At 67.0% G+C, this 18161-nt stretch carries 15 protein-coding genes, 1 tRNA gene and 1 pseudogene; 4 read left to right on the top strand and 13 right to left on the bottom strand.

Annotation, left to right across the window (positions count from 1 at the left end; genetic code table 11):
• Nucleotides 1-109: 109 nt before the first annotated feature.
• The 8 genes and pseudogenes from rpsG to rplK form a co-directional block, all read right to left on the bottom strand.
• The gene (gene rpsG / locus IEY36_RS29440) at nucleotides 110-586 is read right to left on the bottom strand and encodes a 30S ribosomal protein S7 (protein ID WP_188973753.1); all 477 of its coding nucleotides are present in this window, start codon (nucleotides 584-586) and stop codon (nucleotides 110-112) included.
• Nucleotides 587-597: 11 nt separating this feature from the next.
• A pseudogene (gene rpsL / locus IEY36_RS29445) lies at nucleotides 598-934 on the bottom strand (30S ribosomal protein S12).
• A 324-nt stretch (nucleotides 935-1258) separates the two neighbouring features.
• Nucleotides 1259-5431 carry a DNA-directed RNA polymerase subunit beta' gene (gene rpoC / locus IEY36_RS29450; RefSeq protein WP_188973755.1) on the bottom strand — a complete coding sequence of 1391 codons (4173 nt, stop codon included), beginning with the start codon at nucleotides 5429-5431 and terminating at the stop codon, nucleotides 1259-1261.
• A gap of 79 nt (nucleotides 5432-5510) precedes the next feature.
• Nucleotides 5511-9695 carry a DNA-directed RNA polymerase subunit beta gene (rpoB, locus tag IEY36_RS29455; RefSeq protein ID WP_188973757.1) on the bottom strand — a complete coding sequence of 1395 codons (4185 nt, stop codon included), beginning with the start codon at nucleotides 9693-9695 and terminating at the stop codon, nucleotides 5511-5513.
• A gap of 183 nt (nucleotides 9696-9878) precedes the next feature.
• Entirely contained in the window at nucleotides 9879-10253 is a 375-nt protein-coding gene (gene rplL, locus IEY36_RS29460; protein ID WP_188973759.1) for a 50S ribosomal protein L7/L12, read from the bottom strand.
• A gap of 109 nt (nucleotides 10254-10362) precedes the next feature.
• Nucleotides 10363-10887 carry a 50S ribosomal protein L10 gene (rplJ, locus tag IEY36_RS29465; protein WP_188973761.1) on the bottom strand — a complete coding sequence of 175 codons (525 nt, stop codon included), beginning with the start codon at nucleotides 10885-10887 and terminating at the stop codon, nucleotides 10363-10365.
• A 285-nt stretch (nucleotides 10888-11172) separates the two neighbouring features.
• Nucleotides 11173-11874, bottom strand: a complete 702-nt coding sequence (gene rplA / locus IEY36_RS29470) for a 50S ribosomal protein L1 (RefSeq protein ID WP_188973763.1) — start codon at nucleotides 11872-11874, stop codon at nucleotides 11173-11175.
• 3 nt (nucleotides 11875-11877) lie between these two features.
• The gene (gene rplK, locus IEY36_RS29475) at nucleotides 11878-12312 is read right to left on the bottom strand and encodes a 50S ribosomal protein L11 (protein ID WP_188973765.1); all 435 of its coding nucleotides are present in this window, start codon (nucleotides 12310-12312) and stop codon (nucleotides 11878-11880) included.
• Between the two features lie 467 nt (nucleotides 12313-12779).
• Between rplK and IEY36_RS29480 the strand changes: the two genes are divergently transcribed.
• On the top strand, nucleotides 12780-13631 hold the full coding sequence (locus IEY36_RS29480; protein ID WP_188973767.1) for a protein-methionine-sulfoxide reductase heme-binding subunit MsrQ: 852 nt from the start codon (nucleotides 12780-12782) through the stop codon (nucleotides 13629-13631).
• Nucleotides 13632-13700: 69 nt separating this feature from the next.
• On the opposite strand, the gene IEY36_RS29485 is transcribed toward IEY36_RS29480, so the two are convergent.
• Nucleotides 13701-14627: a LysR substrate-binding domain-containing protein gene (locus tag IEY36_RS29485; protein ID WP_188973769.1), complete on the bottom strand. Its 927-nt coding sequence runs from the start codon at nucleotides 14625-14627 to the stop codon at nucleotides 13701-13703.
• An 84-nt stretch (nucleotides 14628-14711) separates the two neighbouring features.
• On the opposite strand from IEY36_RS29485, the gene IEY36_RS29490 reads away from it, so the two are divergent.
• Together IEY36_RS29490 and IEY36_RS29495 are read left to right on the top strand one after the other, a co-directional pair.
• A complete protein-coding gene (locus IEY36_RS29490; RefSeq protein ID WP_188973771.1) occupies nucleotides 14712-15455 on the top strand; it encodes a TSUP family transporter in 744 nt (247 codons plus the stop codon).
• Between the two features lie 11 nt (nucleotides 15456-15466).
• Nucleotides 15467-15676: a hypothetical protein gene (locus IEY36_RS29495; RefSeq protein WP_188973773.1), complete on the top strand. Its 210-nt coding sequence runs from the start codon at nucleotides 15467-15469 to the stop codon at nucleotides 15674-15676.
• Between the two features lie 193 nt (nucleotides 15677-15869).
• Here IEY36_RS29495 and nusG read toward each other — a convergent pair whose 3' ends face one another.
• The 3 genes from nusG to IEY36_RS29510 form a co-directional block, all read right to left on the bottom strand.
• Nucleotides 15870-16406 carry a transcription termination/antitermination protein NusG gene (gene nusG, locus IEY36_RS29500; RefSeq protein WP_188973775.1) on the bottom strand — a complete coding sequence of 179 codons (537 nt, stop codon included), beginning with the start codon at nucleotides 16404-16406 and terminating at the stop codon, nucleotides 15870-15872.
• Nucleotides 16407-16421: 15 nt separating this feature from the next.
• A complete protein-coding gene (secE, locus tag IEY36_RS29505) occupies nucleotides 16422-16616 on the bottom strand; it encodes a preprotein translocase subunit SecE (protein WP_188973776.1) in 195 nt (64 codons plus the stop codon).
• 83 nt (nucleotides 16617-16699) lie between these two features.
• Nucleotides 16700-16776 (bottom strand) — tRNA-Trp (locus tag IEY36_RS29510).
• 160 nt (nucleotides 16777-16936) lie between these two features.
• Here IEY36_RS29510 and IEY36_RS29515 point away from each other — a divergent pair.
• Entirely contained in the window at nucleotides 16937-17941 is a 1005-nt protein-coding gene (locus tag IEY36_RS29515) for a YihY/virulence factor BrkB family protein (RefSeq protein WP_188973778.1), read from the top strand.
• A 140-nt stretch (nucleotides 17942-18081) separates the two neighbouring features.
• Here IEY36_RS29515 and IEY36_RS29520 read toward each other — a convergent pair.
• Nucleotides 18082-18161: EF-Tu C-terminal domain-related protein (locus IEY36_RS29520; RefSeq protein ID WP_188971342.1), on the bottom strand; the 80-nt coding region annotated here is incomplete at its 5' end.

Consider the following 18161-nt stretch of genomic DNA (forward strand, 5'->3'; position numbering starts at 1 on the left):
AGCGACGTCTTGCCATGGTCCACATGCCCAATCGTGCCAATGTTGCAGTGCGGCTTGTTCCGCTCGAATTTCGCCTTCGCCATCGTCGTAATTCCCGAACGGGGTTTCGTTACCAGCGGTAGTGGCTGAAGGCCTTGTTGGCTTCGGCCATCCGGTGCGTGTCTTCGCGCTTCTTGACAGCCGAGCCGCGGTTGTTAGCCGCGTCCATCAGCTCGCCGGAGAGGCGTTCTTCCATCGTGTGCTCGCCGCGCTTGCGGGCGGACTCGATGAGCCAGCGAATCGCCAGCGCCTGGCGGCGCTCGGGGCGAACTTCCACCGGCACCTGATAGGTCGCGCCACCAACGCGACGGCTGCGGACCTCGACGGCCGGCTTCACGTTGTCCATGGCTTCGTGGAACACGCGCAGCGGGTCGCTGTTCGGGCCACCGCGCTTCTTCAGCGTGTCCATGGCGGCATAGACGATCCGCTCGGCGGTGCTCTTCTTACCGTCATACATGAGCACGTTCATGAAACGGCTCAGGACGAGATCACCGAACTTCGGATCGGGCAGAACTTCGCGCTTTTCGGCGCTGTGACGACGGGACATCTCTCAGTGCCTCACTTCGGCCGCTTCGCGCCATAGAGCGAACGGCGCTGGCGGCGCTTGGCGATGCCCTGGGTGTCGAGCACGCCGCGCAGGATGTGGTAGCGGACGCCCGGAAGATCCTTCACGCGGATTGTGGCCCTCGCCGGGGATGTAGCTGACGACCTCGAAGCCGTTCGTCAGGCGCACCTTGGCAACCTTACGAAGGGCCGAGTTCGGCTTCTTCGGCGTGGTCGTGTAGACGCGCGTGCAGACACCGCGCTTCTGCGGGCTGCCCTTCAGTGCCGGAACCTTGTTCCGGGCCGGCTTCGTCTCACGCCCCTTGGCGATGAGCTGGTTGATCGTCGGCATGACGCCCCTTCGTAACCATCGTGTCTCTACGACCACGCCATAAAGCAGAACCGCCCGGCACGCGCGCATGAGCGCGCCTTCCGGGCATTTGTCCCGCTGCCGGCCTCAGCCCCTGAGTATCGGGGCGGCGCCGGCTGCGCAGTGTTTTGGACCAAAACCTGACAGGGCGCCGTCTCCGGAACCCTGCCGAGGGGCCGCTATCTACGCGGCACCCCCCAATGAGTCAAGCACATGAACGGCTGATTCGCGCCAAACCCGCCGCAAGCATGAAAAAGGGCCGGCCCCTTGCGAAGGCCGGCCCCGATTTCATGAGCCCTGAGCGGCTTATTCGGCCGCGTGGGGCTCTGGCAACGCCGGGGCCTGGGACGGCAGCCGCCCCTTGTCCCGCTGCGCCGCGAGGGCCCGCAGGCGGTTCATCACGGAGCCCGTGCCGGCCGGGATCAGACGCCCGACGATCACGTTCTCCTTGAGGCCCGCCAGGTAGTCCACCTTGCCCGCCGTGGCGGCCTCCGTCAGCACCCGCGTCGTCTCCTGGAAGGAGGCGGCGGAGATGAAGGAGGTCGTCTGCAGCGACGCCTTGGTGATGCCCTGCAGCACTGGCTCGGCAACCGCCGGGCGTTCCTTGGCGGCGACTCGCGTCTCGTTCTCGATCTCGAACTCGATGCGGTCCACCTGCTCGCCGATCAGGTAGGTGGTGTCGCCCGGATCGGTGACCTCCACCTTCTGCAGCATCTGCCGGACGATGACCTCGATGTGCTTGTCGTTGATCTTCACGCCCTGGAGTCGATAGACCTCCTGGATCTGCTCAACGAGGTAGTCGGCGAGCTTCTCGACGCCCAGCACCCGCAGGATGTCGTGTGGCACGCGCGGCCCGTCGACCAACGGGTCGCCGCGCTTCACGTAGTCGCCTTCCTGCACCGAGACGTGCTTGCCCTTCGGCACCAGGTATTCGCGCGCGACCGGGGTCTCGTCGCCCACCTGCTCCGGCACCACCAGGATGCGACGCTTCGCCTTGTAGTCCTTGCCGAATTCAACGCGGCCATCGATCTCGCTGATGATCGCGTGGTCCTTCGGGCGCCGCGCCTCGAACAATTCCGCGACTCGCGGCAGACCGCCGGTGATGTCGCGGGTCTTGGACGATTCGCGCGGCAGCCGGGCGAGCACGTCGCCGGCCGCCACCACGGCGCTGTTGTCGATCGAGAGAATCGTGCCGGGGGTGAGGAAGTAGATCGCCTCCGTCCCGTTCTCGCGCTTGACGACGTTGTTCTTCTCGTCGCGCAGGATCAGGCGCGGCCGCAGGTCGGCGGCCTTGCCCGGTGCCTTGTATTCGACGACCTCCTTGAAGGACAGGCCGGTCACGTCGTCCTGGCGATCCACCAGGGTGACGTTCTCGATCAGGTCGGAGAATTCCACACGTCCGTTGCGCTCGGTGATGATCGGCAGGGTGAACGGATCCCATTCGGCCAGCTTCTGGCCGCGGGTCACGGTCGCCCCATCCTCGGTCAACAGGCGAGCACCGTAAGGCACGCGCTGGCGTGTACGCTCCCGGCCCATCGCGTCGATCAGGATGATCTCGCAGTTACGCGACATCACGATCGGATGGTTCTGGCTGTTCGCCACCACCACGCGGTTGAGCACCTTGATGTGGCCGTCGCCCGACGCCTCCACCGCCGACTGCTCGGCGCCACGCTGCGCCGCACCGCCAATGTGGAAGGTACGCATGGTCAGCTGCGTGCCCGGTTCACCGATGGACTGCGCGGCAATGACGCCGACAGCCTCACCCATGTTGACTGGCGTGCCGCGCGCGAGGTCACGGCCATAGCATCGGCCGCACACGCCCTGGCGGGCATCGCAGGTCAGTACGGAGCGGATCTTCACCTGCTCCACGCCGGACTTCTCGATACGCTCCGCGGCGACCTCGTCGATCAGCTCGTTGCGGCTGACGATGAGCTCGCCAGTGCCCGGATCCGACACATCCTCCTGCGAGGTACGGCCGAGGATTCGCTCGGAGAGCGAGGAAACGACCTCCGCACCATCCATCGCCGCTCCCACGGTCAGGCCACGCTCGGTGCCGCAATCCTGCTCGACGATGATGCAGTCCTGCGCCACGTCGACGAGACGCCGCGTGAGGTAGCCGGAGTTCGCGGTCTTCAGCGCCGTATCCGCGAGACCCTTGCGGGCGCCGTGGGTGGAGTTGAAGTACTCAAGGACGGACAGGCCCTCCTTGAAGTTCGCGATGATCGGCTGCTCGATGATCTCGCCCGACGGCTTGGCCATCAGGCCGCGCATGCCGGCAAGCTGACGCATCTGCGCGGGCGAACCACGCGCGCCGGAATGCGACATCATCCAGACGGAGTTGGTCGGACGACCGATCTCCTGCTTCTGGATCTCCTTCATCATCGCGCCCGCGACTTCATCCGTGCAGCGCGACCAGGCGTCGACCACCTTGTTGTAGCGTTCGCCGGCGGTGATGAGGCCATCGAGATACTGCTGCTCGAACTCCTTCACCTCGTCCTTGGTCTTGGCGATGGAGGCGACCTTGGTGTCCGGCACGACCATGTCGTCCTTGCCGAACGAAATGCCGGCCTTCGCCGCCTGCTTGAAGCCAAGGCCCATCAGGCGGTCGGCAAAGATCACGCTCTCCTTCTGACCGCAGTGGCGATACACCGCGTCGATCACGTCGGAGACGTTCTTCTTCGTCAGCATGCGGTTGACCAGGCTGTACTGCAGCTGCGGATGCAGCGGCAGCAGAGCACCGATCATCATGCGCCCGGCGGTCGTCACCGGACGTTCGGTGATCACCTCGCCCTCGGCATTCATCACGCGGCGGCGCGCCCGGATCTTGCTGTGCAGCGTGATCGCGCCGGCTTCGAGCGCCTGCTCGATCTCACCGACCGAGGCGAAGACCGGGGTCCCCTTTTCCTCGGTGGCGACGAACTCAGGCGTCTCCAGGCTGAGGTAGTACAGCCCGAGCACGATGTCCTGCGACGGCACGATGATCGGCTTGCCGTTCGCCGGGCTGAGGATGTTGTTGGTCGACATCATCAGCACGCGCGCTTCCAGCTGGGCCTCAAGGCTCAGCGGGACGTGCACGGCCATCTGGTCGCCGTCGAAGTCCGCGTTGAAGGCGGTGCAGACCAGCGGATGCAGCTGGATCGCCTTGCCTTCGATCAGCACGGGCTCGAAGGCCTGGATGCCGAGTCGATGCAGCGTCGGCGCCCGGTTCAGCATGACCGGGTGCTCGCGGATCACTTCCTCGAGGATGTCCCACACCTCGGGACGCTCCTTCTCCACCATCCGCTTCGCGGCCTTGATGGTGGTGGCGTGGCCATACTTCTCGAGCTTCGAGTAGATGAACGGCTTGAACAGCTCGAGCGCCATCTTCTTCGGCAGGCCGCACTGGTGGAGCTTCAGCTCCGGCCCGACGACGATGACCGAACGGCCCGAATAGTCGACGCGCTTGCCGAGCAGGTTCTGCCGGAAGCGGCCTTGCTTGCCCTTCAGCATGTCGGACAGCGACTTCAGCGGACGCTTGTTGGCCCCCGTGATGGCGCGGCCGCGACGGCCGTTGTCGAACAGCGCATCGACCGATTCCTGCAGCATGCGCTTCTCGTTGCGCACGATGATGTCCGGCGCGCGCAGCTCGATCAGGCGCTTCAGGCGGTTGTTGCGGTTGATAACGCGGCGATACAGGTCGTTCAGGTCGGAGGTCGCGAAGCGGCCACCGTCCAGCGGCACCAGCGGACGCAGCTCGGGCGGGATGACCGGCACGACGTCCAGGATCATCCACTGCGGATGCGCACCGGATTCGCCGAAGCTCTCGATGAGCTTCAGGCGCTTCACGAGCTTCTTGCGCTTCGCCTCGGAGGTGGTCTCCTTCAGCTCACCGCGCAGCTTCACGCCTTCGCCCTGAAGGTCGATGCCACCGAGCATCTGCTTCACGGCTTCCGCGCCGATGCCGACCGAGAAGGCGTCTTCGCCGAACTCGTCCATCTTCTGCTGGTACTGATCTTCGTTCAGCAGCTGATGCAGCTTGAGGTCGGTCAGGCCGGGCTCGAGCACCACGTAGGACTCGAAGTACAGGACCTTCTCCAGCTCCTTCAGAGTCATATCGACCATCAGGCCGACGCGGCTCGGCAGCGACTTCAGGAACCAGATGTGGGCGACCGGCGAGGCCAGCTCGATATGGCCCATGCGCTCACGGCGCACCTTGGCCAGCGTGACCTCGACGCCGCACTTCTCGCAGATGATGCCGCGGAACTTCATCCGCTTGTACTTGCCGCACAGGCACTCGTAGTCCTTGATCGGACCAAAGATGCGCGCGCAGAACAGCCCATCCCGCTCCGGCTTGAAGGTGCGGTAGTTGATGGTCTCGGGCTTCTTGATCTCGCCATAGGACCAGGACCGGATCTGCTCGGGGGAAGCGATCGTGATCTTGATCTGGTCGAAGGTGGCGGCCTGGCCGGTCTGGCCCAGGATCTTCATCAGCTCGTTCATGCGGTCCTCATCAGTGAGACCGCCGCCGTGGAGGACCCACGGCGGCTGAGCGTTTCGAAAGGATAGGAGCGCCGGCGCATCACGCCGGGCGATTCTCCAGATCGACGTTGAGGCCGAGCGACTTCAGTTCCTTCACCAGCACGTTGAAGGATTCCGGAATGCCGGCTTCGAAATTGTCCTGGTCGCGGACGATCGCCTCATAGACCTTGGTGCGGCCCGACACGTCGTCCGACTTCACCGTCAGCATCTCCTGCAACGTATAGGCGGCGCCGTAAGCCTCGAGCGCCCAGACCTCCATTTCGCCGAAGCGCTGTCCGCCGAACTGTGCCTTGCCGCCCAACGGCTGCTGAGTGACCAGCGAGTAGGGGCCGATCGAGCGCGCGTGGATCTTGTCGTCCACCAGGTGGTGCAGCTTCAGCATGTAGATGTAGCCGACAGTCACCTTGCGCTCGAACTTCTCGCCGGTGCGCCCGTCATGCAGCCAGACCTGGCCCGAGGTATCGAGGCCCGCCTTGGTCAGCATGCCTTCGATATCCGCCATGCGCGCGCCGTCGAAGACCGGCGTCGCGATGGGCACGCCCTTGCGCAGGTTCTCGCCGAGCTCCACCAGCTGCTCGTCGCTCATGGGTGCGATGTCACGGTCGAAGATCTCGTCGCCGTAGACATCCTTCAGCTTCGCCTCGAGCTCGGTGCGACGGGCACCGCGATGGCGATACTCCTCCACCAGCTCGCCGATTTGCTTGCCGAGGCTCGCGCAGGCCCAGCCCAGATGGGTCTCGAGGATCTGACCGACATTCATGCGCGACGGCACGCCGAGCGGGTTCAGCACGATGTCCACCGGCTGGCCGTCCTCGAGGAACGGCATGTCCTCGGACGGGACGACGCGGGAGACGACACCCTTGTTGCCGTGACGGCCGGCCATCTTGTCGCCCGGCTGCAGCTTGCGCTTCACCGCGACGAAGACCTTGACCATCTTCATCACGCCGGGCGGAAGCTCATCGCCGCGCTGCAGCTTCTCCACCTTGGATTCGAAGCGCTTCTGCAGCTTCTCCACCGCGGCGTCGAATTCGCGCTTCAGCGCCTCGATCTCGGCCATCGCCGCATCGTCGGCGACACCGATCTGGCGCCACGTCGCCTTGGCGTACTGGTCCAGCAGCGCATCGTCGATGACCGTGCCCGACTTCACGCCCTTGAAGCCGCCAGCGGCCTTCTTGTTCAGCATCCGCTCGCGCAGACGGGAATAGAAGGAACGCTCCTGGATGGCCTTCTCGTCGTCGCGGTCCTTGGCGAGACGCTCGATCTCCGACCGCTCGATCGCCATGGCGCGCTCATCCTTGTCAACGCCGCGGCGGGAGAAGACGCGAACATCGACGATCGTGCCGGCCACGCCCGGCGGCAGCTTCAGCGACGTGTCGCGCACGTCGGAGGCCTTCTCGCCGAAGATGGCGCGGAGCAGCTTCTCCTCCGGCGTCATCGGGCTTTCGCCCTTCGGCGTCACCTTGCCGATCAGGATGTCGCCCGGGTTCACCTCGGCGCCGATGTAGACGATGCCCGCCTCGTCGAGGTTGCGCAGCGCCTCCTCACCGACATTCGGGATGTCGCGGGTGATTTCCTCCTGGCCGAGCTTGGTGTCGCGGGCCATGACTTCGAATTCCTCGATGTGGATCGAGGTGAAGACGTCGTCCTTGGCGATACGCTCGCTGATCAGGATCGAATCTTCAAAGTTGTAGCCATTCCAGGGCATGAAGGCGACGAGAACGTTCCGCCCCAGCGCCAGTTCACCCAGCTCGGTGGACGGGCCGTCAGCGATGATGTCGCCGGCCTGCACCTTGTTGCCCACCTTCACCAGCGGACGCTGGTTGATGCAGGTCGACTGGTTCGAGCGCATGAACTTGCGCAGCCGGTAGATGTCGACACCACGCGTCGTTCCGTCATCGCCGGTCGCACGCACCACGATGCGCGCGCCGTCGATGCTGTCGATCACGCCGTCGCGCTTGGCGACGATGGTCGCGCCCGAGTCACGCGCCACCGCGGCTTCCATACCGGTGCCCACGAGCGGGGCATCGGCGCGGACCAGCGGCACCGCCTGACGCATCATGTTCGAGCCCATCAGCGCGCGGTTCGCGTCGTCGTTCTCGAGGAACGGGATCAGCGCCGCGGCGACGGAGACGAGCTGCTTCGGCGAGACGTCGATCGCCGTCACTTCCTCGGGCTTCACCAGACGGAAGTCGCCGCTCTGGCGCACCGAGACCAGCTCGTCCTTGAAGGTGCCGTCCACATCGACATTGGCATCGGCCTGGGCGACGACGAGGCGCTCCTCCTCCATGGCGGAGAGGTAGCGCGGCTCGCCGACGATCTGGCCGTCCTTCACCAGGCGATACGGCGTCTCGATGAAGCCGTACTTGTTCACCTTGGCGAAGGTCGCCAGCGAGTTGATCAGGCCGATGTTCGGGCCTTCCGGTGTCTCGATCGGGCAGATGCGGCCGTAATGCGTCGGGTGCACGTCGCGCACCTCGAAGCCGGCGCGCTCGCGCGTCAGACCGCCCGGGCCAAGCGCCGAGAGGCGACGCTTATGCGTCACTTCCGACAGCGGATTGGTCTGGTCCATGAACTGCGACAGCTGCGAGGAGCCGAAGAACTCGCGCACAGCCGCGGCGGCAGGCTTTGCGTTGATCAGGTCATGCGGCATGACGGTGTCGATATCGACCGACCCCATGCGCTCCTTGATCGCGCGCTCCATGCGCAGCAGCCCGACGCGGTACTGGTTTTCCATCAGCTCGCCGACCGAACGCACCCGGCGATTGCCGAGATTGTCGATGTCGTCGATCTGGCCGCGCCCGTCCTTCAGGTCGAGCAGCACGCGCAGCGCCGCCACGATGTCCTGCTTGCGCAGGGTGCGGATGTGGTCGGGCACTTCCTCGGCGGAGAAGCCAAGGCGCATGTTCATCTTCACCCGGCCGACGGCCGAGAGGTCATAGCGCTCGCCGTCGAAGAACAGGCCCTTGAACAGGGTCTCGGCAGTCTCCGGCGTCGGCGGCTCGCCCGGGCGCATCACCCGGTAGATGTCCATCAGCGCTTCATCGCGATTGGTGTTCTTGTCCACCGCCAGCGTGTTGCGGATCCACGGACCCACGGATTGGTCGATCGCCAGCGTCGGCAGGCGGTTGACGCCGGCCGCCTCGATCGCGGCGAGGCGCGGTTCGGTCAGCTCATCGCCGGCCTCGGCCCAGATCTCACCCGAGGTCAGGTCGACCATGTCCTCGGCGACGAAGCGGCCGAGCAGGTCGGCGCGGCCGACCAGCACCTCGGTGGTGCCGGCCTCGGCGATCTTGCGGGCCGAACGCGGCGTCAGCTTGGCGTCCTTGTCGGCGACGACGAGGCCGGTGCGGGCGTCGATCAGCGGCTCGATCAGCTTCACGCCGCGGAAGGCGTCGGGGTCGAAGGCGCGGCTCCAGCCCTTCGGGCCGCGGCTGAACACCACCTGGCCGTAGAACTGGTTGAGGATTTCCTCGGCATCCATGCCGCGGATCTCGTTCGGCTCCAGCTCACGCCCGGCGGCGGCGGCATCGGCGCGCAGCCCCTCGGTGCGGTCGCTGTCGAGCGCCAGCAGCAGGGTCGTGGTCGGCAGCTTGCGCTTGCGGTCGATGCGGACGTAGCAGATGTCCTTGGCGTCGAATTCGAAGTCGAGCCAGGACCCGCGATACGGGATGACGCGCGCGGCGAACAGGTACTTGCCGCTGCTGTGCGTCTTGCCCTTGTCGTGGTCGAAGAACACGCCCGGGCTGCGGTGCATCTGCGAGACGATGACGCGCTCGGTGCCGTTGATGATGAAGGTGCCGTTGTCCGTCATCAGGGGCATGTCGCCCATGTAGACGTCCTGCTCCTTGATGTCGCGGACGGACCGGCTGCCGGTGTCCTCATCCACGTCCCACACGATGAGACGCAGGCGCACCTTCAGCGGCGCGGCGAAGGTCAGCCCGCGCTGGATGCATTCCTCGACATCGTATTTCGGCTCTTCGAGCTCGTACTGCACGAACTCCAGGCGGCCACGCCCGGCGAAATCGTCGATCGGGAAGACAGACTTGAAGACCTCCTGGAGACCGGCATGCATCCGGCTGTCCGGGCTCACCTCCATCTGCAGGAAGGCTTCATAGGAAGCCCGCTGCACGTCGATGAGGTTCGGCATCGGTGCCACTTCGGGGAGACGCCCGAAGCTCTTGCGGATCCGCTTGCGCCCCGTGAACGACTTCGTGATAGCGTTCATGCCTGTCCTGCTTCCCTTCATTCCCGGCCCGTAAACCCCGGCCAGCTGGGGTCGAATTCGCGCCGCCTGGTCTGGCAACGCAGGAACGGGCGGCATTGCCGGACCCTTCCGGCAACCCCACCCGTACCCGATCGTACTGGTCCCCCATCCCCGCCCGTTGCCGGACGGGGACGGAGGGCGAGATCACTTGACCTCGACCTTGGCGCCGTTTTCTTCCAGCACCTTCTTGATCTTGTCCGCTTCGTCCTTGGACACGCCTTCCTTGACGGTCTTCGGGGCGCCCTCGACCAGATCCTTGGCTTCCTTCAGGCCCAGGCCGGTGATGGTGCGGATCTCCTTGATCACGTTGATCTTCTTGTCGCCGGCGGCGGCAAGGATCACGGTGAACTCGGTCTGGACTTCCGCCGGGGCGGCAGCCGCAGCCGGCGCAGCGGCGGCAGCCGCCACCGGCGCGGCGGCGGAAACGCCCCACTTCTCCTCAAGCATCTTGGAGAGCTCGGCGGCCTCCAGGACGGTCAGGGCGGACAGCTCGTCCACCAGCTTCGCGAGATCGGCCATGATTGAATGCTCCTCGATCTAATGGCTTGACTTAGGTTGTGCAACTCCCCCGTGACTTTTCCCGGCAACATGATGGTGCCGGGGGTCGGGGGGAGGGTTCCTGCGGCCCTCAGGCCGCCTGGGCCTCGTCCTTCTTGGCGTAAGCCGAAAGGACCCGTGCCACCTGCCCACCAGGGGCCTGGAGGATGCCGGCGATGCGCGTGGCCGGGGTCTGGATCAGACCAACCAGCTGCGCCCGCAGCGTCTCCAGGGACGGCAGCTCGGCCAGCGCCTTGATGCCGGTGGCATCGAGGTTCTGGGTACCGAGCGCGCCGCCCAGGACAACGAACTTGTCGTTCGTCTTGGCGAACTCCACGGCGGTCTTTGCCACGGCCACCGGATCCGTCGACCACGCAATGGCGGTCGGACCCTTCAGCAGCGGCGCAACGCCCTGGAAACGGGTGCCTTCGAGGGCGAGGGTGGCCAGGCGGTTCTTCGCGACCTTGTACGACGCACCCGCTGCGCGCATCCGGCGACGCAGTTCGCTCACATCCGCGACCGTCAGCCCCTTGTTCTGGGCCACGAGCACGAAGGAGGTCTCTGCGAAGACGGTCGCCAGCGAAGCGACGAACTCACGCTTCTCCGTACGGTCCACTCCACGTCTCCGTCGGTGGCCGAAACCTTCTGGAAGGGCTCCGGCCGGTTCACTCGGGGGCGGGCGGCAGGAAGCCGCACACCCCGGTTCGCCTGTCAGGCCGGAACACCAAGTCAAGCCACCCGGGACGCATCCCGGGCAACATCACTGTGGCACACCGTCTCTCCCCTGCTCGGCCGAAGCCGGATCAAGGCCCCGAAGGGCCGCAGGAGGTCTCCGACAGGTATCAGGACCGACCCGAAGGCCGCTCCCTGCCCGCCCGCCCCGAAGGACGGGCGTATTTCGTCAGCCGCCGGCCGAAAGGCTGGCGACGTCCACCTTCACGCCCGGGCCCATGGAGGACGACACCGCCGCCTTCTTCACATAGGTGCCCTTGGCCCCGGCGGGGCGGGCGCGCTGGATCGCGTCGATGAAGGCGCGCGCATTGGCCAGCAGCGCGTCCTCACCGAAGGAAGCCTTGCCGATGCCGGCATGCACGATGCCGGCCTTCTCGGCGCGGAACTCGACCTGGCCAGCCTTGGCGGCGGTCACGGCGCCCTTCACATCCATGGTCACGGTGCCGAGCTTCGGGTTCGGCATCAGGCCGCGCGGGCCGAGCACCTTACCGAGGCGGCCCACCAGACCCATCATGTCCGGGGTCGCGATGCAGCGATCGAACTCGATCTTGCCTTCCTGCACCAGCGCGGCGAGGTCGTCCGCACCGACCACGTCGGCGCCGGCGGCCAGCGCTTCCTCGGCCTTCGGGCCGCGGGCGAAGACGCCGACGCGAACCGTCTTGCCGGTGCCGTTCGGCAGGCCGACCACGCCGCGGACCATCTGGTCGGCGTGGCGCGGGTCGATGCCGAGGTTCATCGAGATCTCAATCGACTCGTCGAACTTCGCCTTCGCATTGGCCTTGGCGATCTTCAGCGCCTCGGTCAGTGCATAGGCCTGCTCACGGTCGAAACCGGCGTAGATCGCCTTGAGGCGCTTGCCCTGCTTGGCCATGAATCAGCCCTCCACCACTGTGAGGCCCATGGAGCGCGCGGAACCCGCGAGCATCCGCACGGCCGCGTCCACGTCGTTCGCGTTCATGTGCTTCATCTTGGTCGCGGCGATCTCGGCGAGCTGCGACTTGGTCACGCGGCCGATCGAGGCCGACTTGCCCGGCGTCGTGCTGCCCTTTTCGAGCTTGGCGGCCTTGAGCAGGAAATAGGTGTTCGGCGGCGTCTTGGTGATGAAGGAGAAGGTGCGGTCGGTATACGCGGTGATGACGACCGGCGTCGGGGTGCCGGGCTCCATCTGCTGCGTCGCCGCGTTGAATTCCTTCACGAACTGCATGATGTTCAGGCCGCGCTGACCGAGCGCCGGGCCTACCGGCGGCGACGGATTCGCCTTGCCAGCCGGGATCTGCAGCTTGATGTAGCCTGCGATCTTCTTCGCCACTGTGTCGTCCTCTGTCCAAGTCAGAGGCCCGCGGTGCCTGCGACCACCCGAAGGCGATCTCCCGCGTTCCCTGAAACGCCGAAGGCCGGGGAACAACCCCCGGCCGGTCGACGAGCGCGGGCCTTTAGCCGGGACGGGGTGGGATGTCCAGAGGGAGTTTTGGGGCGGTGTGACCAGAGAGGGTGTTGCCCCCTCCGCGTGAGGCAGCGCCTCACGCCCCCACCAAAGGCCCGAGGCCTTTGGAAACCGCGGGTTGGGCTGGTGCGCAGGTGGATGATGCGATGCCGGGACGGCGAAGGTGGAACGGGTACGCGGTCGTGCGGAGGGCTGCCGAACCATCGGTGGGGTCGGGGGTAGCCCGGCCACCCCGGCGGGGATAGAGGGGGCGGCGTTGCCTCGTGACGCCCTGATGCTAACCGCGCGCCCCGCCCCAACGTATAGGTAGCATCCTCGGAGAGCCGATCCGCATGCCCTGGCGCGACCGCAACGGTGCCTTTGCCCCACTCAAGGCGCTGACCTTCATCGCCCTGTTTGTCCCCGCCATCCTGTTGGCCGAGGCCGCCTGGCAGGGCGCCCTCGGCCCCAAACCCTGGCAGGAGGCGACACGCGACAGCGGCACCTGGACGATCCGGCTGCTGCTGCTCTCCCTCGCTGTCACCCCGGCACGACAGATACTGCGCCAGGCGCGCATCGGCGAGCTGCGCCGGATGATCGGCCTCGCCGGCTTCGCCTATGCCCTGTTGCACCTGGGCATCTATGCCGGGGACCTGAAGTTCGACTGGGCCAAGGTGGTCAGCGAGATCGTGCTGCGCTTCTACCTGACCATCGGCTTCGTGGCGCTGTTCGGCCTGGGCGCGCTGGCGGCGACCTCGACGGATGGCATGCTGCGCCGGCTGGGCGGGCGGGCCTGGCGGCGGCTGCATTGGCTGATTCACCCGATCGCGCTGCTAGCCGTGGTGCATTTCACCCTGCAGTCCAAGGCGGATGTGACCGAACCGATGCTGATGGCCGGGCTTTATGTCTGGCTCATGGGGTACCGGATGATCGCGCCCGAGGGCGGGGCGCCGAGGCTGCCCGCGCTGCTGGGGCTGGCCGTCGGGTCGGCCGTGGCGACGGTCGGGATCGAATTCGCCTGGTATGGCCTCGCCACTGGCATCGACCCGTGGCGCGTGCTGGAAGCCAATCTCGACATCACCTTCGGCTTCCGGCCGGCAGTATGGGTCGGGATCGCCGGGCTCGGTGCCGCCGCGCTGCGAACCGTGCCGATACGGCGACCGCGTGGGACGACGCGGCGTGTGGCGGCGACGTCCTCGGCGTAGAAGCCAATCTTCGTGCCGTCCTGAGCCTCTGGTTTCTTCATCCGCGCAGCGCGCCGGGGCCTTCTTGTGTCACGGTGGCGGCGCCGTATGTCCCCTCACCGTCCCGGTTGTGCCACGCCCCAAGGCCGCAGCGGCCAGAATCCAGCCGCGGAACGCCGCCAATGCCGGTTCCGCCGCCCGCCCGGGCCGATGGACCAGATACCATCCCCCGCCTTTCGGGACCGAGACGGCAAAGGGCGCGACCAGCCGCCCCGCCGCCAGGTCGTCATCCACATAGGGCCGGATACCCATGGCGATGCCCACGCCATCGGCCGCGGCCTGCTGTGCCTGGCCGTAGAAATCGAAGACCGGCCCGGCCGCCCGCAGCGCCGGGACACCGGCAGCCTCGGCCCAGCGCGGCCAGTCCCCGGGCGCATGCGCGACGCGCAGCAAGGTAGCAGGCAGCAGGTCCGCCGGCCCGCGCAGCCGCGTGGCAACGGCGGGGGTGCAGACCGGCAACAGGTCGGCAGCGACCAGGGGTTCGGCAACCAGCCCCGGCCAGTTGCCATTGCCGAGACGGATGCCGCAGCTCCAGCCCTCGGCGAAGGGTGCGGCGGCGCCGCCGGTGGCGATGCGCACCTCGATCCCTGGATGACGGCGGGTGAAGTCGGCGAGGCGGGGGATCAGCCAGCGCACCGCGAAGCTCGGTCCGGCGCCGACGGTCAACACCTGGGCGCCGGCGCTCGCCACCACCTCGGCGGTCAGCCGCGCGAGGCGGTCCAACAGGGGGGTCAGCCCGGCGCGGAAGGCCTCCCCGGCCTGGGTCGGGGTCAGGCGATTGGCGTGGCGGTCGAACAGGACGACGCCCAGGCGCTGTTCCAGCAGCCGGACCAGGCGGCTGACCGCGGCGGGGGTGACGTTCAGCTCGGCCGCCGCCGCGGTGAAGGCGCCGGTGCGCGCCGCAGCCTCGAAGGCACGGATGCCGTTCAGCGGCGGTAGGCGGCGTGGTTCCAGCATCAGGAAAACTAGGCCTCAGCCTCAGTTAACGCTGTTTGTGATGCAGCCACAACAGGTGCAGAAGCGATACCGGAGGCCAATCCAATGTCGTTCATGCTGACCACCGCGCTGCTCCTGACCATGGTCGGTACCTCTCTGTTGTCGGGTGTGTTCGGCATGGCGGGCGGGCTGGTGTTGATCGGCGTGCTGCTGGTTGTGCTGCCGGTCGCCGACGCCATGGCGCTGCACGCGGTGACGCAGATCGCCTCCAATGGCTGGCGGGCGCTGCTGTGGTGGCGCCACATCCGGCCGGTGCCGGTGGTTGCCCATGTGACCGGCTGCCTGCTCGCGCTGGGAGCCTGGTCCCTGGTGTTGCTGGTACCGGACCGTGGCGTCGCCCTGCTCCTGCTGGGGGCCAGCCCGTTCCTGGCGCAGGCGCTGCCGCCGCATATCCGCCCCAACCCGGAACGCCCCCTACATGGCGTGATTGTGGGGGCGATCTCGATGTCGTTGATGGTGCTGACCGGGGTGTCGGGTCCGCTGCTCGACCGGCATTTCCTCGGTGGGGCGATGGATCGCCGGCAGATCGTCGCTACCAAGGCCGCCTGCCAGGCCTTTGGGCATGGGCTGAAACTGGCCTATTTCGGCGCCATGGTGGCTGACCCCGGGCGGATTGAGCCGTGGCTGGCGGCGATGGCGGTGCTGGCCTCGATGGCTGGGACCATGCTGGCCAAGCGGCTGCTGGAAGCGATGAGCGACACGACCTATCGGCTCTGGGCCGGGCGTATCGTTACCGTGTTGGGTGCATTCTACATCGGCCAGGGTAGCTGGCTGCTGCTGGCACCGTGAGGAGGTTGGCCATGTCCGAGACGTTGCGACCGCTGATCCTCGACCTCGTCGCCTTCGTGGCGGAGAGGCCGCGCCCCTATGCCGAGGTGCTGGATGCCTGGCGGACGAGTTGCCCGCGGCTGACGGTGTGGGAGGATGCTATGGATGCTGGGCTGGTCGCGTTGCATGACGGCGTGGTGAGCGCCACCGATCGTGGCCGACAGGCCCTGGCGCGGCGCTGAGCCGAGGCCGCCTCATCCACCCGATCGCGGCCCGGCCGCGATCCGCGAGCGCAAAGCGCGACCGCGCTCAAACCACCAGCCGCCGCCAACGCAATAGTGGACGGCGCGAAGGCAAGCCGGCCGGACGGCCGGCGCCCGCCGTCTGAGGGTTGAAAAAAGCCTCAGCGATGGTCGCCTACATCGACCATCGCGATCAGAGCTTCTCGACCTGCCCGTATTCGAGGTCGACCGGCGTGGAACGCCCGAAGATCGAGACCGATACCTTCACGCGGCCCTTCTCCTCGTCGACTTCCTCGACCACGCCGTTGAACGACGTGAAGGGGCCGTCGGCGACGCGGATCTGCTCGCCCACCTCGAACAGCACGGCCGGCTTGCGCGGCTTCTCGACGCCCTCCAGCACCTGCTGGAGCAGACGCTCGGCCTCACGCGCCGGGACCGGTTGCGGCTTGTTCCGGGCGCCGAGGAAGCCGGTGACCTTGGGCGTGTCCTTCACCAAGTGCCACGCCTCGTCGGTCATCTCCATCTTCACCAGCACGTAGCCGGGGAAGTACTTCCGGTCGGTATCGACCTTCTGGCCGCGGCGGACCTCGGTGATCTGCTCGGTCGGGACCAGCACCTCGTCGAACTTGTCGGCCAGGCCCTTCTGGCTGGCCTGCTGCTTGATCTGCTCGGCGATCTTCTTCTCGAAGCCCGAGTAGACATGAACGACGTACCACTTCTTCTCGGCCACGGTGCCGTCTCCCCCTCAGCCGATCTTGAACGCGAGGCGCATCACCAGCTGGATCAGCTGGTCCGCCACCAGGAAGAAGACAGCCGCGAGCGCGGACATGCCCAGCACCAACCCTGTGGTGACGAGCGTCTCCTTGCGGGAGGGCCAGGTGACCCTGGAAACCTCCTGTCGGACCTCCCGGACGAACTGCGCCGGATCGAGCTTGGCCAAGTCAGCTTCCTCAGGAATGGTGGCGGAGTGCAACCCAGCAGGGTCACTCCCCGCCGCTACGGGTCTGCCGTCGCGATGCGGCGTGGCAGGGGCGGAGGGTCTCGAACCCCCAACCTCCGGTTTTGGAGACCGGCGCTCTAGCCAATTGAGCTACGCCCCTCGACGCGCTCGCGCGGCGGAGGGGCCGGTCTATAATTCAGCCTAGCCCCCCTGTCGAGGCTCGACGGGGCTTTTGCCGAACAGCATGCGAATGGCGCCGCCACGGCAACCACCCGCGATACGCCCGCGTTGCGATATCGGGCCTTCACGAGGGACATGCAATGACGCGGACGCGTCTGGGGCGGGTGATCCTGGATACCGGGCAAGGCTTCATCGCCGATGACTGCCTGAGCCGGGGTGCGTCCATCGCCTATTTCACCCTGTTCTCCCTGTCGCCCCTATTGGTCATCGCCATGGCCATCGCCGGCGCGGCGTTCGGCGATGAGGCGGTGCGCGGCGCGGTGCAGGACCAGCTGCGCGGCCTGCTTGGCCAGCCGGCGGCCGCCGCGATCGAGGCGGCGATCAGCGGCGCGCGCGATGTCGGGCGCGGCGTGTTCGCCGGCGCGCTGGGCATCGGCATCCTGGTGCTGACCGCCAGCGGCACCTTCGGCGAGATCCAATCGGCGCTGAACGCGATCTGGAAGACGACGGTGCCGCCGCAGGGCACGGTGTCGCGCCTGTTGCGCACCAAGGCCGCGGCGATCGGGCTGGTGGCGGGGACTGGCTTCCTGCTGCTGACCTCGTTGCTCGCCAGCGCCGCGATCTCGGCCTTCGGCACCACGCTGCAGCGGCTGCTGCCCGGCAGCGCGGCACTGTTGGAGGTCTTGAACGGCGTAGTCTCCCTGGCGCTCACCGCCGCCCTGTTCGGAGCCATCTACAAGGTCCTGCCCGACCGCCGCATTGCCTGGCGCGACGTCACGGTGGGCGCGCTGGTCACCGCCGCGCTGTTCACGCTCGGCAAGAAGGCGATCGGGCTCTATGTCGGCGGCGCCGGCATCGCGGGCAGCTTCGGCGCGGCCGGCTCGCTCGCGGCGGTGCTGGTCTGGATCTATTATTCGGCGCTGATTTTCCTGCTCGGTGCGGAATTCACCCGCGCCTGGGCGAGTCGAGAAGGCTCGCGCCAGGCCTCGCCGGTGGAGGCGGAACCGGCCCAGCCGCGCTCGGCGCTCCCTACCCCACCCATCGTCACGCCTGCACCGGCGGATTCGCCGGTCATGGCCATCAGCGCGGCCTTCCTGGCGCTGAGCGCCGCCCTTATGCTGCGCCGCCCACGCAACCGGGCCTGACAGCGGCGCGGCTGCCGCACCAGCCCTGCGCGCCCGCCCGTTCACGCCATCATCGGCACGGCAAAGCGCCTGAAACGACGAAGGCGGCGCCCGGTCTCCCGGACGCCGCCTTCCATCCCGTCCCTCGCGGGACGAAATACTTACTTCGTGATCGACGCGACGACGCCGGCGCCGACGGTGCGGCCACCTTCGCGGATGGCGAAGCGCAGCCCTTCATCCA

The organism is Neoroseomonas lacus, assembly GCF_014644535.1.
Lineage (GTDB): Bacteria > Pseudomonadota > Alphaproteobacteria > Acetobacterales > Acetobacteraceae > Neoroseomonas > Neoroseomonas lacus.